At 53.7% G+C, this 23597-nt stretch carries 21 protein-coding genes; 16 read left to right on the top strand and 5 right to left on the bottom strand.

All coding sequences use genetic code 11. The features are described from left to right. Window positions 1-11: 11 nt before the first annotated feature. The 5 genes from AC4IC4_RS03810 to hrpB form a co-directional block, all read right to left on the bottom strand. Window positions 12-2489, bottom strand: coding sequence for a fimbria/pilus outer membrane usher protein (locus AC4IC4_RS03810; protein WP_491472181.1), 2478 nt, complete (start codon window positions 2487-2489; stop codon window positions 12-14). A 19-nt stretch (window positions 2490-2508) separates the two neighbouring features. Next, window positions 2509-3222 (bottom strand): fimbrial biogenesis chaperone, encoded by a 714-nt coding sequence (locus AC4IC4_RS03805; RefSeq protein ID WP_071995291.1) that lies wholly within the window; start codon window positions 3220-3222, stop codon window positions 2509-2511. 49 nt (window positions 3223-3271) lie between these two features. Then, entirely contained in the window at window positions 3272-3841 is a 570-nt protein-coding gene (locus AC4IC4_RS03800) for a fimbrial protein (protein WP_491472180.1), read from the bottom strand. Window positions 3842-4168: 327 nt separating this feature from the next. Continuing rightward, window positions 4169-6694, bottom strand: coding sequence for a bifunctional glycosyl transferase/transpeptidase (mrcB, locus tag AC4IC4_RS03795; protein WP_491472179.1), 2526 nt, complete (start codon window positions 6692-6694; stop codon window positions 4169-4171). 142 nt (window positions 6695-6836) lie between these two features. Then, window positions 6837-9266 carry an ATP-dependent helicase HrpB gene (gene hrpB / locus AC4IC4_RS03790; protein WP_491472178.1) on the bottom strand — a complete coding sequence of 810 codons (2430 nt, stop codon included), beginning with the start codon at window positions 9264-9266 and terminating at the stop codon, window positions 6837-6839. A 73-nt stretch (window positions 9267-9339) separates the two neighbouring features. Here hrpB and thpR point away from each other — a divergent pair, with 73 nt between their 5' ends. The 16 genes from thpR (at window position 9340) to AC4IC4_RS03710 (ending at window position 23596) form a co-directional block, all read left to right on the top strand. Then, on the top strand, window positions 9340-9894 hold the full coding sequence (thpR, locus tag AC4IC4_RS03785) for an RNA 2',3'-cyclic phosphodiesterase (protein WP_090419011.1): 555 nt from the start codon (window positions 9340-9342) through the stop codon (window positions 9892-9894). Then, window positions 9884-10588, top strand: coding sequence for a DNA/RNA nuclease SfsA (gene sfsA, locus AC4IC4_RS03780; protein WP_024907500.1), 705 nt, complete (start codon window positions 9884-9886; stop codon window positions 10586-10588). The genes thpR and sfsA overlap by 11 nt, the downstream gene beginning before the upstream one ends. Before the next feature lie 176 nt (window positions 10589-10764). Next, window positions 10765-11220, top strand: a complete 456-nt coding sequence (dksA, locus tag AC4IC4_RS03775; protein WP_001155232.1) for an RNA polymerase-binding protein DksA — start codon at window positions 10765-10767, stop codon at window positions 11218-11220. A gap of 59 nt (window positions 11221-11279) precedes the next feature. Beyond that, entirely contained in the window at window positions 11280-12170 is an 891-nt protein-coding gene (gluQRS, locus tag AC4IC4_RS03770) for a tRNA glutamyl-Q(34) synthetase GluQRS (protein WP_491472177.1), read from the top strand. A 42-nt stretch (window positions 12171-12212) separates the two neighbouring features. Beyond that, entirely contained in the window at window positions 12213-13610 is a 1398-nt protein-coding gene (gene pcnB / locus AC4IC4_RS03765; RefSeq protein WP_073961632.1) for a polynucleotide adenylyltransferase PcnB, read from the top strand. Further along, window positions 13607-14086: a 2-amino-4-hydroxy-6-hydroxymethyldihydropteridine diphosphokinase gene (folK, locus tag AC4IC4_RS03760; RefSeq protein ID WP_491472176.1), complete on the top strand. Its 480-nt coding sequence runs from the start codon at window positions 13607-13609 to the stop codon at window positions 14084-14086. The genes pcnB and folK overlap by 4 nt, the downstream gene beginning before the upstream one ends. Before the next feature lie 123 nt (window positions 14087-14209). Then, window positions 14210-15001 carry a 3-methyl-2-oxobutanoate hydroxymethyltransferase gene (panB, locus tag AC4IC4_RS03755; RefSeq protein ID WP_008501941.1) on the top strand — a complete coding sequence of 264 codons (792 nt, stop codon included), beginning with the start codon at window positions 14210-14212 and terminating at the stop codon, window positions 14999-15001. 11 nt (window positions 15002-15012) lie between these two features. Further along, the gene (gene panC / locus AC4IC4_RS03750; protein WP_008501942.1) at window positions 15013-15864 is read left to right on the top strand and encodes a pantoate--beta-alanine ligase; all 852 of its coding nucleotides are present in this window, start codon (window positions 15013-15015) and stop codon (window positions 15862-15864) included. Between the two features lie 34 nt (window positions 15865-15898). Beyond that, window positions 15899-16279, top strand: coding sequence for an aspartate 1-decarboxylase (gene panD / locus AC4IC4_RS03745; RefSeq protein WP_003856284.1), 381 nt, complete (start codon window positions 15899-15901; stop codon window positions 16277-16279). 300 nt (window positions 16280-16579) lie between these two features. Then, window positions 16580-17185, top strand: coding sequence for a fimbrial protein (locus tag AC4IC4_RS03740; protein WP_032650069.1), 606 nt, complete (start codon window positions 16580-16582; stop codon window positions 17183-17185). A gap of 82 nt (window positions 17186-17267) precedes the next feature. Beyond that, a complete protein-coding gene (locus AC4IC4_RS03735) occupies window positions 17268-18011 on the top strand; it encodes a fimbrial chaperone (protein WP_491472175.1) in 744 nt (247 codons plus the stop codon). Between the two features lie 84 nt (window positions 18012-18095). Next, a complete protein-coding gene (locus AC4IC4_RS03730) occupies window positions 18096-20696 on the top strand; it encodes an outer membrane usher protein (RefSeq protein WP_491472174.1) in 2601 nt (866 codons plus the stop codon). Window positions 20697-20727: 31 nt separating this feature from the next. Further along, entirely contained in the window at window positions 20728-21309 is a 582-nt protein-coding gene (locus AC4IC4_RS03725) for a fimbrial protein (RefSeq protein WP_491472173.1), read from the top strand. A 26-nt stretch (window positions 21310-21335) separates the two neighbouring features. Then, on the top strand, window positions 21336-21899 hold the full coding sequence (locus AC4IC4_RS03720) for a fimbrial protein (protein ID WP_491472172.1): 564 nt from the start codon (window positions 21336-21338) through the stop codon (window positions 21897-21899). Window positions 21900-21911: 12 nt separating this feature from the next. Beyond that, window positions 21912-22517: a fimbrial-like protein gene (locus AC4IC4_RS03715; RefSeq protein WP_491472793.1), complete on the top strand. Its 606-nt coding sequence runs from the start codon at window positions 21912-21914 to the stop codon at window positions 22515-22517. An 11-nt stretch (window positions 22518-22528) separates the two neighbouring features. Then, the gene (locus AC4IC4_RS03710; protein WP_491472171.1) at window positions 22529-23596 is read left to right on the top strand and encodes a fimbrial protein StkG; all 1068 of its coding nucleotides are present in this window, start codon (window positions 22529-22531) and stop codon (window positions 23594-23596) included. Window position 23597 lies beyond the last annotated feature (1 nt).

The raw sequence follows: 23597 nt of genomic DNA, 5'->3' as shown, positions 1-23597 counted from the left end.
GTCACCTTTGTCTAACGGCAAGTTACCGTGGTTTTATAAATGGAAGCCGCATTGTCTGCAGGAACGCTAAACGTACCGCGACATTGCTCCTCGCGCCCGTCTCCCCACTGGACGTTAAATGACACGACGTCTCGTAAGCCGGTCAGCCACACCTCACCATCGTCGCCTACAATGGCCGTGGTGTTATCCAGAGACACAATGGCGCCAAAGGGCACCGCTTTTCCCTGGTACAGCAGGGTAATCAGTGCTCTCATCCCAACTCTGGCGTCAAAATTCGCTGTCACCGCTGCGCCTTTCGTCGGCACGAGATCCTGGGTTGCAGCCTCTATCTCAATATCGTCCCGATCCTGTGTGTTCACGGTCACCGTGTTGTGACGGTAGGCGGTGAGCGTTGGCACAATGGCATTGCCAAACGCATCGGTGTAAATGCCCCGCCCGTTTTGCACTTTGACGTTGTCACCGCCTTTGATATGCACAATGGCGAAGGCATCCCGTACAGATTGCCCAAGCGTGACGCCATGTTTATGTGCGACGACAGATCCACGCGCACTGTAGTTCCACTGCTGGTTGCTGCCAGCATAGCTGTAACCTAACCCCACCTCTCCCGCCGAGCCACGGTAGCGGCCTGACACGCTTGCACCATAACCGGTGTTATTGCTGGTATAGCTCTGCTGCAGGTTGTAGCTGAGGTTATTGTTTTCCAGCGCGGTGCCGCCAATCCCTAACTGATGTGATGTGTAGCCGCCGCTGGCTGTATTTGCGCTATAGGTTGCCCAGGAATTTGGCAGCCAGTGGGAGAGCGGAATATTAACCGTCAGTGCCATCTGCCTGTCCTGCCCGGCATTTGGCGTCCGGGTCAGGTTATAACTGACCGACCAGGAGATATCACGCCAGCTTGAACTTAATCCGGCGCTTACGCTGCGTTCATGGCCATCCATATCCCAGTAGTTCTGCTGGTAGCCGTTGAGATAGGCGGAACCCCACTCCCCCAGACGCTGGGAGAGATTCACCTGCATTCGGCTGCGGCGGTTATTCGTTCGGCGGTAGGTATAGATCCCGTCATCAATCTGGCTATCGCGCTGGTCGATGGCTTCCTGGAAGGTATAAAACCCGGACGTGGAGTAGCGATAGCTGGCAAGCGTTACCGTTGTGTCCGTATCCGGGATATCTTTTGAGTATTGAGAGCGAACCGACAGGCCGCTGGCATCCGCACGGCCATCATCGAAGGCGGTACGCGCGGCAGTGACATCCACCGACGCCGAACCAAAACGGCCTAAATCAGCGCCGATACCCGCCAGCAAAGCATGATACAACGACGCCCCCAGCGCCCCCGTGTAAACCGTCACACCGTAAGGGAGCCCGTAGATCGCCGTGCCCTGCGCAAATGCAGGCTCCTCTTCTCCTTCGTTGCCCCGAAACGTCCCTGCCGCCAGGGCATATTTAAACGCGCCTTCACGCTGCAAAACAGGCACAGAGGCGCTGGCCTGAATAAAACTGTGCTCGCTGCCGTCCGCCTCTTCGACGGTGACTTCGAGATCGGCGCCGGAAGTTACCTGGCTTAAATCACGGATTTCAAACGGGCCGGGAGAGACATTGGTCTGATAAACGGTGTAACCGTTTTGCTTGATCGTAACTTTTGCGTCGCTGTTGGCTATCCCACGGACCACCGGAGCGAACCCCTGCTGGCTGCTCGGCAGCATGGAGGTATCGGTTTCCAGCTTCACGCCCGTCATTTGCACGCTATCAAAAAGTTCCCCGCTGGTGGCGGTCTGACCGATCTCCAGCTGGCTTTTCAGCGCCTTAATGTCTCGCTGCACACTTGTGCTGATGGCATCCCATCCGGATGAATCGCTCCAGGTGCTGCTGTTGCGAAGGCGCCATGCGCCAAGATTGATGCCGGAGTCCAGGCCAAGCCATGTCGATGAGGTTTTACCGGAATCAGTTTGCTGCTGTGACCCGCTCAACTGATAGCTGGCCCAGGCCGCTGACGCGCCATCGTCCCAGTATTTCGGGTTGATGGCGCCTGCCGCCGCCTGGTCACGATAAATCTGTGGAATGACCAGGTTCAGGGTCTGGTTATCCTGGTTGAAATCGTAGCGAGCCTGGTCAATAAAACGCGAGATATCATCAACCAGCACACCATCATCCAGGTCTTTCATATCCGGCAAGGTATCCACTTTGACACCCAAATCGCGCAGATCGGCTTTGGTTAACTGGGGAAGCAGCTGCTGTTTGTCGTCGGACAGCGCGAAAGCAAGGGTTCGCTTATCCAACACATCTTTACCCCACATAATGGTTGTCGGATAATTTCCGGCTAACAAGCTGTTGTTACCGATGAAATTCCTTAAGGTTGAGGTATTTTCCAGTGGCGTATCCAGTTCGAGAATACGCAGGTTAAACTCATCATCTGCACTCGCCGGCTGGCATAACGCTAGCAACGCTAACGTTAATCCGTTCAAAACCGTCCTGTAGAGTGAAGAAGATGACATAACATACCAACATGATGAGTTATAAGGCCTGTTGCTTCTGACGGGTTTGGGCACCAAAATCGCTGATTGCCGTCCAGCGAACCGTACCGCTTGCCCCCTTCGGCAAGGCAAATGCTTTCTCACTGAAAGGCGCGACCATCATTGAAATCGCACCGGGTGAATCTTTACTTTCCACGACCGGTACCGCTTTGCCCCCGACGGACAGCTCGCCAAAAGAGACATAAAATGGCGTCGGATTTTTCGCGATGAGCTGCGTTCCCTGCCGACGGAAGGTGACTTTCTCCCAGGCCTGCAGCGCGTCAGCTTCCTTCAGATTTGCCGGACGCCAGAACAGTTTGAGGCGTGTCTTCATCGCAAACTGAAGTGTGTTTTTCTCTTTCAACTCCGGTGTAATCGCTGATACGGATTTCACATTGGCCACAAACAGCGATTCCCGATCGCCCGGCAATGCGTTCTTATCACCGGTATAAATAATATGCAGGAGCGTCTGACGGTTTTCTTGCAGCTTATAAACAGGCGGAGTGATAACGAAAGGGGCTTTTGTATCATTCAGATAGCTGACCCAACTCTGAACCAAATAACGGGTATGCGGATCTTTATTTTTGAGGGCTATTTGTACCTCAGATTTATTGGAAGGGTAAATAATTCGGGTTCCCCCCAATACAATGCTGGCCTGAGCTGAACAGCAACTAATCAATAAACATCCACACAATATTTTTAAACATGAGTTCATAACATTATAAAATCCAATAAGGGCAGCCGGGATGGCTGCCCAAAGAGGCTTAGCGATACATTACCTCGAAGGTGGCTGAAGCCGAGTAATGGCCCGCCGTGGGTACCTCATCTCCAACCTGAATAACGTTCGCGGTATAATTGAATACTGAGGCGCTGGCACCAGTAGGGTCGTTCGCCACATCGGTTGAACTGTCTGGCACGGAACCGTTAAAGAGCACATCACCTTTGGCGCCATTGTTATTGGCAACCGTGATACCGACATTGGTCGCATTACCGGCACCAGACAGATCGTTTTGCAGGCGCTTATAGGCTGCATCCGTTGTGGTACCACTAAATTTCAGGTTGAGATTTGCAACCAGCGGGTCACATTTTGACACCTCAATTTTGAAATCTTTTGAAGTACCTATTTTTCCATCTGTCCCGTAATCGGAGGGATAGGTATCAGCAAACGTGACGGTCGATACCGTTGCACCTGAATCATCAACATTCACTTCACAGGTATCCGCGACAATTTTTCCGGCGAAATTAACCGTGCCAGAATCGCTTGCCATTACTGGCATCGCTAATGTTGCTAAAAGACTGGCGGAAACAAGAGTGTGCACAATCTGTTTTTTCATAAAATATTCCTTATTAAAGACCAATATACGCTTCCATTCCAGACTACAATATCGGGTCAGAACGTTAATTACGGTGAAATAAAAACTCAACTTTATTTCGTGGTCTTATTAAATCAGGATTTTCTCTACTCCGTCTACCGTGTAAAATTCAAAAAAAACGCACAACATCATTAACCAGCTGTTTTTAAACCACAAAAAATGCAATTAAATATTCTTAAATAGAATTTTATAAAAATTAAATTAAGGAAATCCATTCAACCCATGAATAATACATTCAAAAAAAAAAGCCGCTTCGAAATGAAGCGGCTTTATGTTTTAGCATGAAAATCAGTTTCCGCCGAACATATCCTTGATCCAGCCGGCTACGCCGTCGCTGTCTTTCTTCTCATTCTGCTGCTGCGACTGTTGTTGCGGCTGCTGCTGCGGTTGAGAGGACTGATCGAACGGGTTGCCCGTCGGCTGTTCAGGCTGGCTCTGCTGGCACAGTGAATCCGGGTTGGTTGTCCAGACCGGCAGGGTACGCATTCCGCCACCGCAGACAAAGTTACCGGAGCTGTCCACGCCCATATCCACGATATCTTCCGGCGCAACGAGGTTCAGCGGCACCGGTGACTGATTGGCCAGATAGCGCTGGTAAATCGACATCGCCCCGCTCGCCCCGTACAGTTTGGTCGGCTGGTTGTTGTCGCGGCCTACCCAGGTGATCACCACTTCGCGGCCATCAATACCGGCAAACCAGGTATCAACGTTGTTGTTGGTGGTCCCGGTTTTACCCGCCAGATGCAGACCCGGATACTTCGCCCCCAGCTGACGCCCGGTACCACGCTGGACAACCTGCTGCATGGTCCACAGCGTCATATAGGCCGCCTGAGCAGGAACGGCACGCTCGGCCTGCGGGAAGCTCTGATACAGCACGGAACCGTCTTCGGCAATAACCGAACGCAGGGCAGACAGCGGTGCGCGGTTACCGCCGCTGGCAATGGTCTGGAACGCCTGGGCGACTTCGATCGGGGTCAGGTTAAGCGCCCCGAGGATCATTGCCGGCACCGGGTGCAGCTGATCTTTCGATACGCCTAGTTTTTGCCAGGTGTCGACAATCGCTGGCAGTCCCAGCGACATGCCCAGGTTAACGGTTGGTACGTTCATGGAACGCGTTAACGCATCCACCAGCATCACCTGACCGCTGAACTGTTTATCATCGTTCTGCGGTGACCACACCTGGCCGTTAGGCTGGCGCAGGGAGATCGGCGCATCCGCAATCCAGGTATTCAGACGATACTGGTTTGGCTGGCTCAGGGCAGTGAGATAGGTCGCCGGTTTTGCCAGAGAACCGATCGATCGACGCGCCTGCATGGCACGGTTGTAGCCTGCAAACTGCGGCTCGGCACCGCCCACCATCGCGCGAACTTCGCCGGAGTTACGGTCAACCACCACCATCGCGGTTTCAAGATCGGAGAGCTTACGCTGTTTCTTCAGCGCCGGAATGCCTTCCACCGCCGCTTTTTCTGCCGCATCCTGCGCCACGGAGTCAAAGGTGGTGAAGATCTTCACGCCGGAGAGATCTTTGACCTTATCGCCAAGCTTGCTTTGCAGCTCCTGACGCACCAGCTGCATAAACGCAGGCTGAGGCGAAATCACACCGCCGCGCGGCTGAACGCCAAGCGGACGTGCGCTCAGCATGTCGTACAGCTCCTGGTCAATCACCTGCTGTTGTTGCAGCAGACGCAGCACCAGGTTACGACGCTCCAGCGCCAGTTTCGGGTTACGCCACGGGTTATAAATGGACGCCCCTTTCACCATGCCCACCAGCAGCGCCTGCTGATCCAGGCTCAGCTCCTCCACCGGACGACCAAAGTAGTACAGGCTCGCCAGCGGGAAGCCGCGGATTTCGTTATCGCCGCTCTGACCGAGATACACCTCGTTCATGTACAGTTCAAGGATGCGATCCTTGCTGTAGCGCGCATCCATCAGCACGGCCATGTAGGCTTCGTTCGCTTTACGCCAGTAAGAACGTTCGCTGGAGAGGAACAGGTTCTTCACCAGCTGCTGGGTCAGCGTACTCGCGCCCTGTACGGTACGGCCGGCAGTCAGGTTAGCCAGCACCGCACGACCAATCGAGTAGAGGCTAATGCCATCGTGCTCGTAGAAGTGGCGGTCTTCGGTTGCCAGCAGGGTATCGACCAGCAGATCCGGGAAGCCGTTACGCGCCACGAACAGGCGCTGCTCGCCGTTTGCTGACGAAAGCATGGTGATCAGACGCGGATCGAGACGGAAGAAACCGAACTGACGGTTGTTATCCATGTTCTCGATGGTATCCAGACGATCGCCGTCAAAGGTCAGACGCGCGCGCACCTGCCCCTCTTTGCTGTCCGGGAAATCAAACGGACGACGGATCATCTCAATGCTGTTGGACTGCACGGTAAATTCGCCAGGCCGCGTCATTTTTGACACCTGACGATACTGGGTGGCTTCGAGCAGTTTAACCATCTCGTTCTTCGTGATGGACATATCTGGCTCAAGGTTCACCATACGGCCATATACTGCCGCAGGTAACTGCCAGACTTTACCGTCGATACGGCTGCGGATCTTCTGATCCAGATACACGCCGTAAATCGCCATCAGCACGACAAAAACAATAAATAGCTTCAGCAGCAGCCAGAACCAGCCGCGCTTGCCCCGAGGCTTACGCCCTTTGCCTTTTCCATTACGCGGCATCGGTTCTTCATCCTCATCATCGTCTTCATAGTCATCGTCATAGTCCTCATCTCTGAGGCGACGACGGCTTACCTTTTCTTTCGCCGGACGCGTTGGTTTTCCCTTACGTCCTATTGGCTCGCGGTCATTCCCCGCCATGCTTTTTCTCCGCAACTTTCAGGCGCAAAGGCCAGATTTTCTTTTCTTCCACAGGCCTGTGAAAGAAGAAATCTCTCAAAATTAGTTCTCCCTCTCCCTGAGGGAGAGGGCTGGGGTGAGGGCATCAGGCCGCACATCCCTTTCAGGAATACTTCTTCGTCCGCCTCGTCGGCGCCGTATTCGCCGGATCGTCCGGCCAGACATGTTTGGGGTATCGCCCCTTCATCTCTTTTTGCACTTCACGGTAGCTTCCCGCCCAGAACGCCCCCAAATCTCGGGTGATTTGTAATGGACGATGCGCAGGCGACAGCAGCTCAAGCACTAACGGCACACGCCCTTCCGCAATGGACGGCGTGGTGGCCTCACCAAACATCTCCTGCATCCGAACCGCCAGCGCCGGCGGATTATCCTCATGATAACGGATGGCAATCCGGCTTCCGGTGGGCACAGTGTAATGCCCTGGCAGTTCACTATCCAGACGTTGACGTAATGACCAGTCCAGTAAATTCTGTAACGCGACCTTAACATCAAGGGCTTTCAGCGCCCGAAGCGAGTGAACACCGTGCATTTGCGGCAGCAGCCAGCGCTCCAGAGAGCCCAGCAATGTCTCATCATCGACTGCGGGCCAGGCATACTCCGGTAGCCAACGTGCGGCACAATGCAGGCGAAGACGATACTGTTCAGCCTCTGGTGACCAGTTCAGCACGCCTAATCCTTTTTCCCGAATGCCGTTCAGCATAGCCTGATGAAGCTCTTCTTCCGACGGCTTCGCCAGCGGCTTCGTCCCGAGGGTCAGTTTACCAATCTGGCTACGCCGAAACGCCTTCAGCGTGCCCTGGGCATCATCCCACTCAACGATGTCCGATTGCTGAAGCAGCTGCGGACAGGTACGGGTCAGGGCGTCAATATCTATGGCTATCGCCTGCAGGATACGCGCATCCGGGGAGTGACTCCCCTGCAGCAGGAGCGGCGCAATCAGCCACTCGTGACGCGTCAGCGCATCATCGCTGTCCAGCATCGCCCCCATGCCGTTTGCCAGCTGGTAGCGACCGTCCAGCCCGCGCCGACGCGCAATCCTGTCCGGAAACGCCTGCGCCAGCAGCCGGGGAATACTCTCACTGTCTGGTACGCCGCCGCGGCTGTTAAGCCGTTTACCGAGCTGCTGCGCCCGCTGCTGCCAGTTCCCCTGGTTGCGCGAAAACGCCTGCCCCAGATCGCTGCTGCCTCCGCGCGGCGGCTCCTCAAGAATAGCCGCCAGTTTAGCCGCCGTGGCAATTTCATCGTCCCCCAGCGCGGCCACCAGCATTGCGGCCAGACGCGGATCGTTGCCCAGTGCCGCCATTTTCTGGCCGCGCGCCGTCAGACGTTCGCCTTCCAGCGCGCCAAGCTGGGTCAGCAGATTGCGCGCAGCGGCGAGATTCACGGCAGGCGGAGAATCAAGCCAGGTAAGCTGTCCAGGATCCGGACAGCCCCACTGAAGCAGATCCATCACCAGGCCCGACAAATCACTTTGTAAAATTTCCGGCGTGCTTTGCTGTGCAGCGCGTTCAGCCTGTTCCGCGCTGGTCAAATGCAGGCAGATACCCGGCTCAAGACGCCCCGCGCGGCCCGCGCGCTGCACCATCGACGCCTGGCTAATGCGCTGCGTCAGAAGTTTAGTCAGCCCGGTACGCGGGTCAAAGCTTGCCACCCTCTCCTGGGCGCTATCCACCACCAGGCGAATCCCTTCAATGGTTAAACTGGTTTCAGCAATGTTGGTTGCCAGCACCACCTTGCGCTGCCCCACCGGGGCCGGAAGGATGGCTTTACGCTGATCCTGGAGCGACAGCGCGCCGTAAAGCGGACACAGCAGCACATCACCGCCTACGCGTGTAGAAAGCTGCTCCTGCACACGCTGGATCTCACCGACACCCGGCAAAAACAGCAGCAGGGAACCGGGCTCCTGGCGCAGCAGCTCAGCGGTAGCAATGGCGACCGCCTCGTCAAAACGCTGGTGGGAGGGAAGCGGTTGATAGCGGCGTTCTACCGGAAACGCCCGCCCTTCAGAGCTGATGACCGGTGCATCGGGTAGCGCCTGCCGTAGCCGCTCGTTATCCAGCGTGGCCGACATAATCAGCAGCCGGAGATCGTCACGCAGTCCCTGTTGCACATCCAGCAACAGCGCGAGGGCCAGATCCGCCTGCAGGCTGCGCTCGTGGAATTCATCCAGGATCACCAGCCCGACGCCGGTGAGTTCCGGATCGTTTTGCAGCATGCGGGTGAGAATACCCTCGGTGACCACTTCGAGGCGCGTGCTCGGCCCCACGCAGGTCTCGGCGCGCATCCGGTAACCTACCGTTTCGCCCGGCTTTTCATTCAGCAGTTCCGCCAGACGCTGCGCCACGTTGCGCGCGGCCAGCCTGCGCGGCTCCAGCAGGATAATTTTCCCGCTGATGTTCCCGTCTTTCAGAATCTGCAGCGGCAGCCAGGTGGACTTCCCCGCACCCGTCGGGGCATTCAGCAAAACCTGCGGGGCATGATGTAAGGCAGCGAGAAGGTCAGGAAGAACGACGGCGACCGGCAATGAGGACACTAACAGCTCCAGAGGGTTAACATTAGTCGGCGTACATTGTAGCATCGGCGCATATCATTACCGAGTCCTCCGTATGCCTGAGTCCAAACGGCTGTTTTTTGCCATTGAATTGCCCACCGCGATACAGCGTCAAATAGTTCGCTGGCGCGCCGAACGCTTCCCGCCGGAAGCCGGTCGCCCTGTCGCGGCGGCTAACCTGCACCTGACGCTGGCCTTTTTGGGCGACGTCAGTGCCGAAAAGCAGCGGGCGTTAGCCGCCATGGCCGGGCGTATTGCCCAGCCGGAATTTACGCTGCACCTCGACGACGCGGGTCAGTGGCTGCGTTCGCGCGTGGTCTGGCTGGGCACGCGCCAGCCACCGCGCGGATTATTGCAGCTGGCGAACATGCTGCGCGCGCAGGCGGCGCGCAGCGGCTGTTATCAGAGCCCACAGCCGTTTCATCCACATATCACGCTGCTGCGCGATGCCGGTCAGGCCGTTGCCATCCCGCCGCCGGGTTTTCACTGGGCTTTTCCGGTCAACGGATTCGCGCTTTACGAATCCGTCTTTGCACAGGGACGCACCCGCTATACGCCGCTACAGCGCTGGACGCTGGGCAACACCGAAAGGAATTCTGATGAAGTTTAGTCCCCCCCTGCAGCACGCTACGCTTATCCAACGCTACAAACGCTTCCTCGCCGACGTGATCACCCCCGAAGGGATACAGCTTACTCTGCACTGTCCCAATACCGGTGCCATGACGGGCTGTGCGACGCCGGGTGACAGGGTCTGGTATTCCACATCAGAAAATACTAAACGCAAATATGCCCATACCTGGGAAATGACCGAAACCCAAAACGGGGCATTTATTTGCGTTAACACCCTGCGCGCAAATCAATTGGTTAAGGAAGCACTGACCCATGGCACCATTCCTGAACTGGTCGGTTATGGCACGCATAAAAGTGAAGTGAAATATGGCGATGAAAGCAGCAGAATTGACTTCATGTTACAGGCGGAAGACAGGCCGGAGTGCTATATTGAAGTGAAATCAGTGACGTTAGCGGAGCAGGAAAATGGCTACTTCCCGGATGCGGTAACGCTACGTGGCCAGAAGCATCTGCGAGAGCTAATGAGTGTTGCGGCGGCGGGCAAACGCGCCGTATTGCTGTTTGCGGTGTTGCATTCAGCCATTGAACGTTTCTCCCCTGCCCGCCATATTGATCCTAAATACGCGCAATTGTTGAATGAGGCACAAAAGCAGGGGGTAGAGGTTTTCGCTTATAAAGCGGAACTTTCTGCCGATAATATGACTCTGAGATCCTCTCTTCCCATTGTCTTATAAGGGATTAGACGATTGACGATTAAGTGTTCTGGCCGCGTGCGCAAATACGCTTTTCCTCACAGGCTTGTCAAGTGTTACGTTTAGATAATTGCCATCCGGAAAAGCATCTGCTATTTATAGCGACCTGATTTTTCCCCCAACACGGGGATCGATAGTGCGTGTTAAGGAGAAGCAACATGCAAGAAGGGCAAAACCGTAAAACATCGTCCCTGAGTATTCTCGCCATCGCTGGGGTGGAGCCGTATCAAGAGAAGCCGGGCGAAGAGTATATGAACGAAGCCCAGCTGTCGCACTTCAAGCGTATTCTTGAAGCATGGCGTAATCAACTCAGGGATGAAGTCGATCGCACCGTTACTCATATGCAGGATGAAGCTGCTAACTTCCCGGATCCGGTAGACCGTGCCGCTCAGGAAGAAGAGTTCAGCCTCGAACTGCGTAACCGTGACCGCGAACGCAAACTGATCAAAAAGATCGAGAAAACGCTGAAAAAAGTCGAAGACGAAGATTTTGGCTACTGCGAATCCTGCGGTGTTGAAATCGGTATTCGTCGCCTGGAAGCGCGTCCAACCGCCGATCTGTGCATCGACTGTAAAACGCTGGCCGAAATCCGCGAAAAACAGATGGCCGGTTAATACCAGCGCTGTTTACACACTCTAAAGGCGGGAGTCTCTCCCGCCTTGTTACTGTTGATATGTCTGAATCACACTATATTGGGCGCTTCGCGCCATCTCCTTCCGGTGAATTACACTTCGGCTCATTAATTGCCGCGCTCGGCAGCTACCTGCAGGCTCACGCCCGCCAGGGAAAATGGCTCGTCCGCATTGAAGATATTGACCCTCCGCGTGAAGTTCCCGGTGCTGCAGAGACGATTCTGCGTCAGCTGGAACATTACGGTCTTCACTGGGATGACGAGGTGCTGTGGCAGTCAAAACGTCACGAGGCGTATCGGGAACGTCTGGCCTGGCTTCGCGCACAGAGGCTTTCCTATAACTGCACCTGCACCCGCGCGCGTATCCAGAGCGCAGGCGGCGTCTATGACGGCCACTGCCGCACGCTTAATCTTCCTCCGGAAAATGCTGCCGTGCGTATCAGGCAGCGCTCCCCGGTGACGCGCTTTACCGATTTACTCTCCGGTGAGATTCATGCCGATGAACGTCTGGCGCGTGAGGATTTTATTATTCACCGTCGCGATGGCCTGTTCGCCTATAACCTGGCCGTGGTGGTGGACGATCATTTCCAGGGCGTGACGGAAATTGTGCGCGGGGCGGATCTGGTCGAGCCGACCGTGCGACAAATCTCGCTGTATCACCAGTTTGGCTGGACGGCGCCGGACTACATTCATCTGCCGCTGGCGGTCAATGCGCAAGGCTTTAAATTGTCAAAGCAGAACCACGCCCCGGCCCTGCCAGACGGCGATCCGCGTCCTGTTTTGATCGACGCGCTGCGATTTCTCAACCAGAATGTAACCAACGAATGGCAGGATCTGCGTATTGACGAACTGCTGAAAATGGCCGTTGCCAACTGGACGCTCGCGGCAGTGCCAAAAATCCAGCATTCTCAAATGCGTTGCGCTGAGCTATGATTAGCCGCTTTTTTCATAACAAAACACACTACGAGGTGTACCATTTTTACCCGAGTCGCTAATTTTTGCCGTAAAGTGCTAAGCCGCGAAGAGAGCATGGCGAACGATGCTATTGCACAGCCACACATGTCGGTTATTCCGCGTGAGCAGCACACTATTTCCCGCAAAGATATCAGTGAAAATGCCCTCAAGGTGCTCTATCGTCTGAATAAAGCGGGCTACGAGGCCTATCTCGTGGGCGGTGGAGTGCGTGATTTACTGCTGGGCAAAAAACCAAAAGATTTCGACGTGACGACCAGCGCCACGCCTGAGCAGGTGCGCAAATTATTCCGTAACTGTCGTCTCGTTGGCCGCCGTTTCCGTCTGGCTCACGTGATGTTTGGGCCAGAAATTATCGAAGTGGCGACCTTCCGCGGGCACCACGAAGCGGGCGCGTCCGATCGCACTACGTCACAGCGCGGCCAGAACGGTATGCTGCTGCGCGACAATATCTTCGGCTCTATCGAAGAAGATGCCCAGCGTCGCGACTTTACCATCAATAGCCTTTATTACAGCGTGGCGGATTTCACCGTGCGCGATTACGTCGGCGGCATGCAGGACCTGAAAGAAGGTCTGATTCGTCTGATCGGCACGCCGGAAACGCGCTACCGTGAAGATCCCGTGCGTATGCTGCGCGCCGTGCGTTTCGCCGCCAAGCTGGATATGCGCATCAGCCCGGAAACGGCAGAGCCGATCCCGCGTCTGGCAACGCTGATTAACGACGTGCCGCCTGCCCGCCTGTTTGAAGAGGCTCTGAAGCTGCTGCAGGCCGGCCACGGCTTTGAAACCTATAATCTGCTGCGCGAATATAACCTGTTCCAGCCGCTGTTCCCGACCATTACCCGCTACTTCACCGAAAACGGTGACAGCCCAATGGAGCGGATGATTGCGCAGGTGCTGAAAAATACCGATACCCGCATTCGCAACGACATGCGCGTGAACCCGGCGTTCCTGTTTGCCGCGATGTTCTGGTATCCGCTGCTGGAAACGGCACAGCGTATTACCCAGGAGAGCGGGCTCGCCTATTACGATGCGTTCGCGCTGGCCGCCAACGACGTGCTGGACGAAGGCTGCCGCACGCTCGCCATTCCGAAACGGATTACCACCCTGGTGCGCGACATCTGGCAGCTTCAGCTGCGCATGTCCCGTCGTCAGGGCAAACGCGCCTGGAAGCTGATGGAGCATCCTAAATTCCGCGCTGCCTTCGATCTCCTGTCGCTGCGTGCTGAAATTGAACGCAACCAGGAGCTGCAGCGTCTGGCGCAGTGGTGGGCTGAATTCCAGGTCTCCGCCCCGCCGGAGCAGAAAGATATGCTTACCGGACTGGATGAAGAGCCGGAACCGCGTCGTCGTCATCGTCGTCCGCGCAAACGCGCGCCGCGTCGTGAAGGGACAGCATGACCCTCGCGTATATCGCCATCGGCAGCAATTTAGCCTCTCCGCTGGAGCAGGTGAATGCTGCCGTACAGGCGCTGGGCGAGATTCCGCAAAGCAAGATCGTGGCGGTCTCCTCGTTCTACCGCACGCCGCCGCTGGGGCCGCAGGATCAGCCCGATTATCTCAACGCTGCCGTGGTGCTTGAGACTGAACTGGGTCCAGAAGCGCTGCTGGACAATACCCAGCGCATCGAACTGCAGCAGGGTCGCGTTCGCAAAGCCGAACGCTGGGGACCGCGCACGCTGGACCTCGACATTATGCTGTTTGGTCACGAGACGATTAACACTGAACGTCTCACCGTTCCGCATTACGATATGAAAAATCGCGGGTTTATGCTCTGGCCGCTGTTTGAAGTCGCCCCCGATCTCATCTTCCCGGATGGCACCTCACTTAAGTCCATTCTGGACAACCTCAACGCGGAAAAACCTGCTCGCTGGTGATCGGGTTCCCCTGTCAATTAACCTCAAAATAATTGTGGCTAATCGTTTACCTAAAATCATTGTTCCCTCGAATGTTACTGTTAGAATGCGCAAAGATTCGCTTTTGGGCTATCAGGAAACAGTATGAAACCAACCACCATCTCCTTACTGCAGAAATGCAAACAGGAAAAAAAACGCTTCGCCACCATCACCGCGTATGACTACAGCTTCGCCAAACTGTTTGCCGAAGAGGGGATCAACGTCATGCTGGTCGGAGATTCGTTAGGGATGACGGTACAAGGACATGATTCCACCCTGCCGGTGACGGTTGAGGATATCGCTTACCATACCCGTGCCGTGCGCCGTGGCGCCCCAGCCTGCCTGCTGCTTTCCGATCTGCCGTTTATGGCCTATGCCACGCCGGAACAGGCATTCGAAAACGCGGCGGCAGTGATGCGTGCCGGTGCCAATATGGTCAAAATTGAAGGCGGCGCCTGGCTGGTTGATACGGTGAAGATGCTCACCGAACGCGCCGTGCCGGTCTGCGGCCATTTAGGCCTGACGCCGCAATCCGTGAATATCTTCGGCGGCTATAAGGTGCAGGGCCGCGGCGATGCAGCCCAGACGCTGCTGGATGATGCCCTGGCGCTGGAAGCCGCAGGTGCCCAGCTGCTGGTGCTGGAGTGCGTGCCGGTTGAGCTGGCGAAACGCATCACCGACGCGCTGTCCATTCCGGTGATTGGTATTGGTGCAGGCAACGTCACCGACGGCCAGATTCTGGTGATGCACGACGCCTTCGGTATCACCGGCGGACACATCCCGAAATTTGCCAAAAATTTCCTCGCCGAAGCGGGCGACATGCGCGCTGCGGTCAGGCAGTATATTGCCGACGTTGAATCCGGTGTTTACCCGGGTGAAGAACACAGTTTCCATTAAGGAGTCTCGTTGTGCTAATCATTGAAACCCTGCCGCTGCTGCGCCAGCATATCCGCCGCGCGCGTCAGGAAGGTAAACGTATCGCACTGGTCCCGACCATGGGCAATCTGCATGACGGCCACATGAAGCTCGTCGACGAAGCCCGCGCGCGGGCTGATATCGTGGTGGTCAGTATCTTCGTGAACCCCATGCAGTTTGATCGCGCGGACGATCTGGCGCGCTACCCGCGTACCCTGCAGGAAGATTGCGAGAAGCTCAAAAAACGCCACGCGGATATCGTCTTCTCACCTGCACCAGCGGATGTTTATCCGCAGGGTACCGAAGAGGCAACCTACGTTGACGTCCCGGGCATTTCCACCATGCTCGAAGGCGCCAGCCGCCCGGGTCATTTCCGCGGCGTGTCCACCATCGTCAGCAAGCTGTTCAACCTGGTACAGCCGGACGTTGCCTGTTTTGGTGAGAAAGATTTCCAGCAGCTGGCGCTGATCCGCAAGATGGTCGCGGATATGGGTTACGATATCGAGATTGTCGGCGTACCGATTGTACGTGCCAAAGACGGACTGGCGCTCAGCTCGCGTAATGGCTACCTGACCGCCGAACAGCGTAAAATCGCGCCGGGTCTCAGCAAGGTCATGAACACCATGGCAGAGCAGATGCTGGCAAAAGAGTTAACAGCAGAAGAGATTATCGCCCTTGCCGAGCAGGCGCTGAACGATAAAGGCCTTCGTGCTGACGACGTACAGATTCGTGATGCTGATACGCTGCTGGAATTAACCCAGAACAGCAAGCGCGCAGTCATCCTGGTGGCGGCCTGGCTAGGTCAGGCGCGTCTGATCGACAATAAAGTGGTTGAGCTGGCGTAGTTCCTTTCACCCTTGATAATTATAGGTAAACGTAATGATTCGCAAAATGCTGCAAGGTAAGCTTCACCGTGTGAAAGTCACCCAGGCCGACCTGCACTATGAAGGCTCCTGCGCCATTGACCAGGATTTCCTTGATGCAGCAGGTATCCTCGAAAACGAAGCGATTGATATCTGGAACGTGAACAACGGTAAACGCTTCTCTACCTATGCGATTGCCGCCGAGCGCGGGTCTAAAATCATCTCCGTTAACGGCGCAGCCGCGCACTGTGCAGACGTGGGCGACATTGTGATTATCGCCAGCTTCGTGATGATGTCTGATGAAGAAGCCCGCCGCTGGCAGCCTAAAGTGGCCTACTTCGAAGGCGACAATGAAATGAAGCGCACCGCAAAGGCGATTCCGGTTCAGGTTGCCTGATAATTCATATTACCAAACTCATTCGCGAAATATAATTATCGCGAATGAGTTATTCTTTCAGCCCCGTCAGTTACGTCATTCTTCCACGCATTGCACGCAAAAAATATTCCTCGCACCAATATAAAAACCTAAAATCACCCCCCTTAAGGCATTCTTAAATTCCTTTTAAAATAAACTAACCGCCCACGCTATTCCTATCAATAAAAATCGCGGATAAAATCAGCCCCGAAATAATATTTCACCCATAGAGCAAGCATATATATGTTTGCTTATCATTATATACACGATATGGATATTAAAATGTCTTTTAAGAAATATGGTTTAGCAGTTGCAATGGCAATGGTAATGAGCGCAGGTTCAGCTGTAGCAGCTGACTCTGATACCGGTACAATTACTTTCCATGGTATGGTTTCTAATAACACCTGCCAGATCTCCCTGGATCAGAAAATTGACCAGAACGGCAACGATTTCGACGTCACGCTGGATACCGTGTACGTGAAAGATTTCGCTAACGCACTGGGTACAACCAGCACCCTGGGTGAAAAGAAATTCAGTCTGTCCCTGACCGGTTGCGACACTGCAACGGTTAAAGATGCGTCTGCACAGTTCTCTTCATGGGCCGGTTCCTCCTCTACTGAAGGCGGCCTGCTGGTTCCACCATCAAACAGCCAGGGTGCTGCTCAGAACGTAAACCTGGTGCTGTCGAACGACGGTAACTCCGCAACCGACCAGATCAAAGTTGACCAGACCAACAACACTCAGAAAGCCACTGTCGATGCTTCCGGTGCAGGCAACCTGTACTACCGCGTAGCGTATACGCAGGGCCAGAACTGGGATGCATCTGCTAACCCAGTGACCGTAGGTACCGTGCAGGCACAGGTTGCCTTCACCATGATCTACGAATAATAGCGTTATATATCGCTGGTAAATCAATCCCTCGGTGAATACCGGGGGATAGTTCATTTAATTCCAACAGGAAGTGGAAAAAATGTTTAAAGCATTTGTATTTAAAGGATTAAAATCCGCGTTCGTCGCGACTGCATTATTAACAGCATTCGCTGCTAATGCTGATATCGTCATTTCAGGCACTCGCGTTATTTACCCGCAATCATCCAAAGATGTGATCGTTAATCTCGACAACCACGGCGATAAACCCCTGCTCGTTCAGACATGGCTGGACGACGGTCGTGATGGCGTGAACCCTGAAGAACTTAAGCTACCGTTTGTGATTACCCCTCCGGTATCACGTATCGATCCGAAAAAAGGCCAGTCCGTTCGTGTCACCTACACGGGGGGATCTTTACCGCAAGACCGCGAATCCCTTTTCTGGTTCAACGTACTGGAAATCCCGCCAAAATCAAAAGTGGTTAAGGCAGAAAACCTTAATCAGCTCCAGCTGGCATTCCGCACCCGTATTAAATTTTTCTATCGTCCTGAAGGAATGAAAGGATCACAAGGTGAAGCTGCTGCCGCATTAACCTGGTCGCAGAAAAAAGAGGGAAATACTCTTCATCTGATTGCGCACAACAATTCGCCTTATCATATTTCACTTTCCTCGGTGAAATTGAAAGTTGGGGAGAAAAATTACGATGTTGTGCATCAGACAGTTAAACCGTTCAGCGACGCATCTATGGTTGTTAAAGGATTGACGTCGTCCACAACCGGGACAGTTCTGTTCGATTCAATTAATGATTTCGGTGGTACAGATAAGCTCGAAAAAAGCCTGAAATAATCTGCACACTCTGAATACCAGTAACAATTGATAGCATAAATTCTGCGGATAGTACGTTATCCGCTCTAATTATACGGATGTGCCATGTTGTTTCGACGCTCTCTTTTATGTCTTGCTATAAGTACAGCATTGCCTTTATATGCCTATGCTGACGCAAATGCATCTTCAGATAATATGCCTGAAGATGATAGTGCTATCGAGTTTAACGATCAGTTTCTGCTTAATGGCAGTACAAACATTGACGTTAGCCGCTTCGCATACGGCAACCCGGTTGCGCCAGGGACTTATCGCACCAGGGTAAATCTGAACGGTAAATTAAAATCTACCGCTGAAATTACCTTTAAAGAAAACGGCACGCCGAGGGCATCTGCCTGTATCACGAAACTGTTACTGGCTCAGGCCGGGGTTGACGTCAGCAAGCTCGATGAAAAGCTGGATGACGAAGACAATACCGTTTGTATCGATATTCAGAAATCCTACCCTGGCGCGACTGCCAATTATGACAGCGGAAAACAGGCGCTGGATCTTAACTTCCCGCAAATCTATGTGATTAAGCGCCCAAATGGCTATGTCGACCCGTCGTTATGGGATGCCGGTATTCCGGCGGCATTAGTCTCGTACGACATGAATGCGTGGCACAACGAAAGTAATGGCGATACGTCAGAAACCGGCTATATGGGGCTTCGCTACGGCCTCAACATGGGCCCATGGCGCCTGCGCTCGCGAGGTAACTTTAACTGGGATAAAGACAATGGCAGCCACTATTCCAGCCAGGATATCTACCTGCAGCGCGACGTGACCCGCCTTAGCGCACAGATGGTGATGGGAGACTCATACACCCGCGGTGAAGCCTTTGACTCAGTTAGCCTTCGCGGCGCGCGCATGTACAGCGACGACCGCATGCTGCCAATGGGCTCAAGCAGCTACGCCCCGGTTATTCGCGGCGTAGCAAACAGTAACGCCAAAGTGAGCGTAACGCAGAGCGGTAACAAGATTTACGAAACGTCCGTGCCGCCGGGTGCGTTTGAAATTAACGATTTAAGCACAACGGGTTACGGAAACGACCTGCTGGTCACCATTGAAGAAGCGGATGGCAGCAAACGCTCCTTTAGTGTGCCCTTCTCTTCCGTGACCCAGATGCTGCGTCCGGGCATAGCGCGCTGGGATGTTGGCGTGGGTGAGCTCAATGATGACTCGCTTCTGGAAAAACCGAAGGTCGGGTACGGCACGCTTTACTATGGCCTGAACAATACCTTCACGGGCTATCTGGGTGCGCAGTATACCGATATGGATTTCTACGCCGGTATTTTAGGCCTGGCGATGAACACCGAAATAGGTGCCTTTGCCTTCGATATTACGCAGTCCCATGCGGATATCGAAGGGCTGGATTCGCTAAGTGGCCAAAGCTATCGCTTAACGTACAGCAAGATGGTTGAAGCCACCAATACCTCCTTTAACGTCGCGGCCTATCGCTTCTCGACGGAGGATTACCTCAGCCTTAGCGATGCCGCACAGCTTGAAGACAGTATCAAGCGCCAGAAGTACGCGAACCGCAGCTATGATTCTAACAACGAGCTGTATGCCAACTATCAGCGTACTAAAAACCAGGTGCAGCTTAGTCTTAACCAGCCGCTGAAGGCGGGTGAAGAAAATTACGGCTCACTGTACGTCAGCGGTACCTGGCAGGATTACTGGAACGGTACAGGGTCTAACTCCAACTATAACGTGGGTTATAACAACAGCTTCAAATACGGAAGTTATAGCCTGTCGGTGCAGCGCACCTATGACCAGACGGGGAAGAAAGACGACAGCGTTTATCTGAGCCTAAGCGTGCCATTGAGCGTGTTCTCTAACGACGGCGGCCGCTCTTCGGGAGGCTTTACCAATATCAATATGGGGTTACGCTCTGACCTGAAAGGTGGAACGAACTTCAACACCTCGGCAGGGGGCAATACCGAAGACGGCAAAGTCAGTTATTCCGTCAGCGCCGCCTCAAGCTCCGGTAATTATGGCGATCTGAACCAGATCAGCGGTTTTAGCTCCTGGAACAGCGAGTATGGCCCTCTGGGTCTGTCAGCCTCATTTGGGGACGACAGCAGCAAACAATATTCTGCCTCTTACAGCGGCGGCATGGTCCTGCACTCTGGCGGCATCGCGTTTGCGCCGGGAAGTATCGGTGACAATGATTCGTTAGCGCTGGTTAAAGCCAGCGGCGCGAAAGGGGCCGGCATTGGTTTCAGCAATGCTGAAATAGGCGATTCCGGTTACGGGATCCTGCCTTATATGTCTGCCTATCGTGAAAACCGGGTCTCGCTGGATATCAGCACCCTGGAAAACGATGTGGAAGTCAAAAACACCACCGCCATTACCGTTCCACGCAGCGGCTCGGTTGTTTTAGTTAATTTCGAAACGGATGAAGGTCGTTCCGTCATATTAGAACTCCAGCGTAGCGATAAAGGTTTTATTCCGTTAGGCGCGGATGTACTGAATGAGAAGAATGAAGTTGTCGGTACAGTCGGACAGGCTGGGCAGGCCTACGTTCGCGGTATTCCCGACCAGGGAGTGCTGCATGTTAACTGGGGCGGAAATAAAGATAGTACGTGTTCAGTGAGTTATCACGTTACGCCAGATGCTCAAAAAGTAGGGCTTACAACCGTGCTCAGCAATCAGCTGTGCCAGATGTAATTATTCAGGGATTAAATTAATGAGAATTTATATGAAAAAAAGTCTTCTTGGCTTGTCCATGACAGCGATTGCTGTTTTGGCATCTATGGGGTCAGCCCAGGCTACGGACGGTGCGGATATCACCGTTAACTTTACGGCAAATATTCGTGAAACAACCTGCGATATGAAACTTTCCGGCGGTATCGGTTCTGACACCCAGCAGACCTTAACGCTGGGTGGTAGCAAAGGTGAAGTGCGCCTGAACGATGTCAAAAGCGGTAACGTGTCTGCTGATTTTAAGCTGATGATCGTTGAATGCCCATCATCGCTGACGTCCTTGAAAACAACCATTAAAGGCCAGGCCGCAGCGGATTTAGCGACCGGTTTTGTTAACCAGATAAGCAAAGATAGCGGTGGCGCTGATTATGCGGCAATCGAAATTGCACGTGAATCTACGCCGGATGCGCCTTTTACCCCGAACGCAACGGCAGATGCTCAACGCCTGGTCTGGACATCAGAAGAGATTAATAACAAAGAGCTCCCACTCGTGGCGACTCTGCGTGAAACAAAAGCAAACCAGATGACAACGGGCTCATTCCAGACTGTTGCCACATTTGAATTTACTTACGAATAATTTGTGCAGAATAACGGAGCACTATTATGAAATTTAACTCAGCTTTAATCGCCCTTTCCGTTTCTGCCGCGTTATTTTCTGGCATGGCTAACGCAACGATCACGGGTACCAGCAGCGCAGAAATGACCTTCGTCACCAACGTCACCTCAGGTACCTGTACCGCAAAACTGTTGAACAATGCCGGTACGGAAGCAACGGAAATTGCTTTTGGCGATGTCTATAAATCAGATCTGGTAAACAAAACACGCGTCGAACCGCTGAAGATCGCCTTCACCAACTGTTCAGGTGTCGATAAAGCAACAGTTTCTGCAGCACCAGGACCTGGAGGCGGATGTTCAGGACCAAATTCTGACGGTGATTCTTTCTCCGCTGGCCTCGCCACAGGTTTCGAAGTCTGGTCAGGAGTGGTTGACAATGGCGTGTTGTTGAGTTGCAAAACGCCACCATCCGCACAGGAAGTTGCAATATCCGATGGTACAGGAGAATTCCCAATGAATTCACGTATTGTCATCGCAAAAGACAGATCCATTGCAAATGTGGGTACTGGAGCCGTCACCGCGCCAGTAACATTTACCATTACCTATCCTTAAGCAAGGCTTATGATGCAACAATCACCGTTTAATTTATGCCAGCCCGGTCTTCTGTTGCTCGTCGGTCTGGCTGGAAATTTGCTGCCTGGCGTAAGCCAGGCAGGTTCAGATATGGATATCAATCTGACAGCCAATATCGTCAATAACACCTGTCAGTTAAGCCTGGAAAACGGTGGGGACGTCTTTTTACCGAACGTATCGCGCGACTGGTTTTATAACGCGGATAATAGCTATCGCCTCTCCCCTACCGACGATGAGGCAGGAACGCCTTTTACCGTACATGTAGAAAACTGCTATACGGGTAGTGAGGGAGCCGGCGTTAAACAGCTGCAATTCAGCTTCACGCCGAAGACGGGATTCTGGAGTAACCAGAATCAGGTGTTTAAGAATGATGCCACGGCAGGTGCTGCCAGGAATGTGGGCATTGTTATTTTCTCTGCTGCTTACAACAAGAACGTGTTAAACAGCGACGGCAGTTCAAACGTCGTTTATGACGTAAGCAGCAACCCGGAAGATTATTTAACGGACTATCAATTTTACGCACGCTATCAAAACACGGGCGACGTCACGAGTGGTCTTGTTGTCAGCAACGTTTTGGTCGACGTAAGTTACGAATAAAAGGACTTAGTATGCGTTTTACAAACTTATTGTTAGCCACCGTGTTAACAGGGATATCAGGTCTGTCCCATGCGGGCTACGAATGCCATTTTAACAGCGGCGATACGCTCCAAATCATGTCCCCTGCGGCTACACCGAGTATCGTTCCGCTGCCTGTGGGTACAGTCGGCTCCACGCCAGTGCAAATCAGTTCAACCATTATTATGGAAACCACGCCGGCGTTAACGTCTGACTGCGAAGTGGGTAAAGATGGTGATGATGTCTACCAAATGACCAATAACGCCATGCTTGTAGGCTACGTTGATAACAAAGCGGCTTTTCGAACCAACGTACCGGGAATCGAATACACCGTCGCTTTTTATCCTGACGGAAACGGATTAACGGCCTGGTTTCCTCCGAATGCGGGAAGCTGGTATATGACGGGCGACGATCATGAGAATGAAGGTAACGTGAAGGGAAGAACCTGGCATGTCCGCGTCGATATCTACCAGAATAGCGGGTTCGCGGGTATTCCTGAAGATGTCAATTATCTCACCCTCGGAAGCGGCCCAATAGGTCAAATCGTACTGGGCGATCCAAATACCGGGACGGCCGGCGACCACCCGCGTCCGTTAGTCAACATCTCGGAAATGTCGTTTAATGTGCCGTTGAATCGCCCGACCTGCGCACTCAGAATGCCGTACACGGTTAACCTGGGCGACTGGACACCGGCGGAAGTGGAAAACGGGACAACTACCGTGGTGCCGGTTAACGTGACCGGCACCTGCGCCAATACGCATGATGTGAGCTACACGATGTCCTCCGCCAACACGACAGATGACAAGAAGTATTTCACCAATTCGCTGGTGAGTAATGCAAGCGTGACCGCAGCCGGGGGAGTCGGTGTCAAGATTACCTATGGTCAAAATGACTACTATCCAATACCGGCTGGCTATAAGCAAGTATTACATGCTGACTACGTTAACCCGGTGAACATAATTAACGACAATATCTGGGCGCACCTGGTGAAGACGGGCAGCGACCCGGTAACGGTGGGCGCATTCGGGGCGAACATTACGTTCCAGTTTACTTACGAATGAT

The sequence above is a fragment of the Enterobacter sp. Taxon_2 genome (genome assembly GCF_058355295.1).
Note: the sequence above shows the minus strand (reverse complement) of the source record. Positions and strands in the feature narration are given on the sequence as shown.

Coding starts and splice junctions, on each gene's coding strand:
- AC4IC4_RS03810 (WP_491472181.1), bottom strand. CDS start 2,489: ATGTCATCTTCTTCACTCTACAGGACGGTTTTGAACGGATTAACGTTA.
- AC4IC4_RS03805 (WP_071995291.1), bottom strand. CDS start 3,222: ATGAACTCATGTTTAAAAATATTGTGTGGATGTTTATTGATTAGTTGC.
- AC4IC4_RS03800 (WP_491472180.1), bottom strand. CDS start 3,841: ATGAAAAAACAGATTGTGCACACTCTTGTTTCCGCCAGTCTTTTAGCA.
- mrcB (WP_491472179.1), bottom strand. CDS start 6,694: ATGGCGGGGAATGACCGCGAGCCAATAGGACGTAAGGGAAAACCAACG.
- thpR (WP_090419011.1), top strand. CDS start 9,340: ATGCCTGAGTCCAAACGGCTGTTTTTTGCCATTGAATTGCCCACCGCG.
- sfsA (WP_024907500.1), top strand. CDS start 9,884: ATGAAGTTTAGTCCCCCCCTGCAGCACGCTACGCTTATCCAACGCTAC.
- dksA (WP_001155232.1), top strand. CDS start 10,765: ATGCAAGAAGGGCAAAACCGTAAAACATCGTCCCTGAGTATTCTCGCC.
- gluQRS (WP_491472177.1), top strand. CDS start 11,280: ATGTCTGAATCACACTATATTGGGCGCTTCGCGCCATCTCCTTCCGGT.
- folK (WP_491472176.1), top strand. CDS start 13,607: ATGACCCTCGCGTATATCGCCATCGGCAGCAATTTAGCCTCTCCGCTG.
- panB (WP_008501941.1), top strand. CDS start 14,210: ATGAAACCAACCACCATCTCCTTACTGCAGAAATGCAAACAGGAAAAA.
- panD (WP_003856284.1), top strand. CDS start 15,899: ATGATTCGCAAAATGCTGCAAGGTAAGCTTCACCGTGTGAAAGTCACC.
- AC4IC4_RS03740 (WP_032650069.1), top strand. CDS start 16,580: ATGTCTTTTAAGAAATATGGTTTAGCAGTTGCAATGGCAATGGTAATG.
- AC4IC4_RS03735 (WP_491472175.1), top strand. CDS start 17,268: ATGTTTAAAGCATTTGTATTTAAAGGATTAAAATCCGCGTTCGTCGCG.
- AC4IC4_RS03730 (WP_491472174.1), top strand. CDS start 18,096: ATGTTGTTTCGACGCTCTCTTTTATGTCTTGCTATAAGTACAGCATTG.
- AC4IC4_RS03725 (WP_491472173.1), top strand. CDS start 20,728: ATGAAAAAAAGTCTTCTTGGCTTGTCCATGACAGCGATTGCTGTTTTG.
- AC4IC4_RS03720 (WP_491472172.1), top strand. CDS start 21,336: ATGAAATTTAACTCAGCTTTAATCGCCCTTTCCGTTTCTGCCGCGTTA.
- AC4IC4_RS03715 (WP_491472793.1), top strand. CDS start 21,912: ATGCAACAATCACCGTTTAATTTATGCCAGCCCGGTCTTCTGTTGCTC.
- AC4IC4_RS03710 (WP_491472171.1), top strand. CDS start 22,529: ATGCGTTTTACAAACTTATTGTTAGCCACCGTGTTAACAGGGATATCA.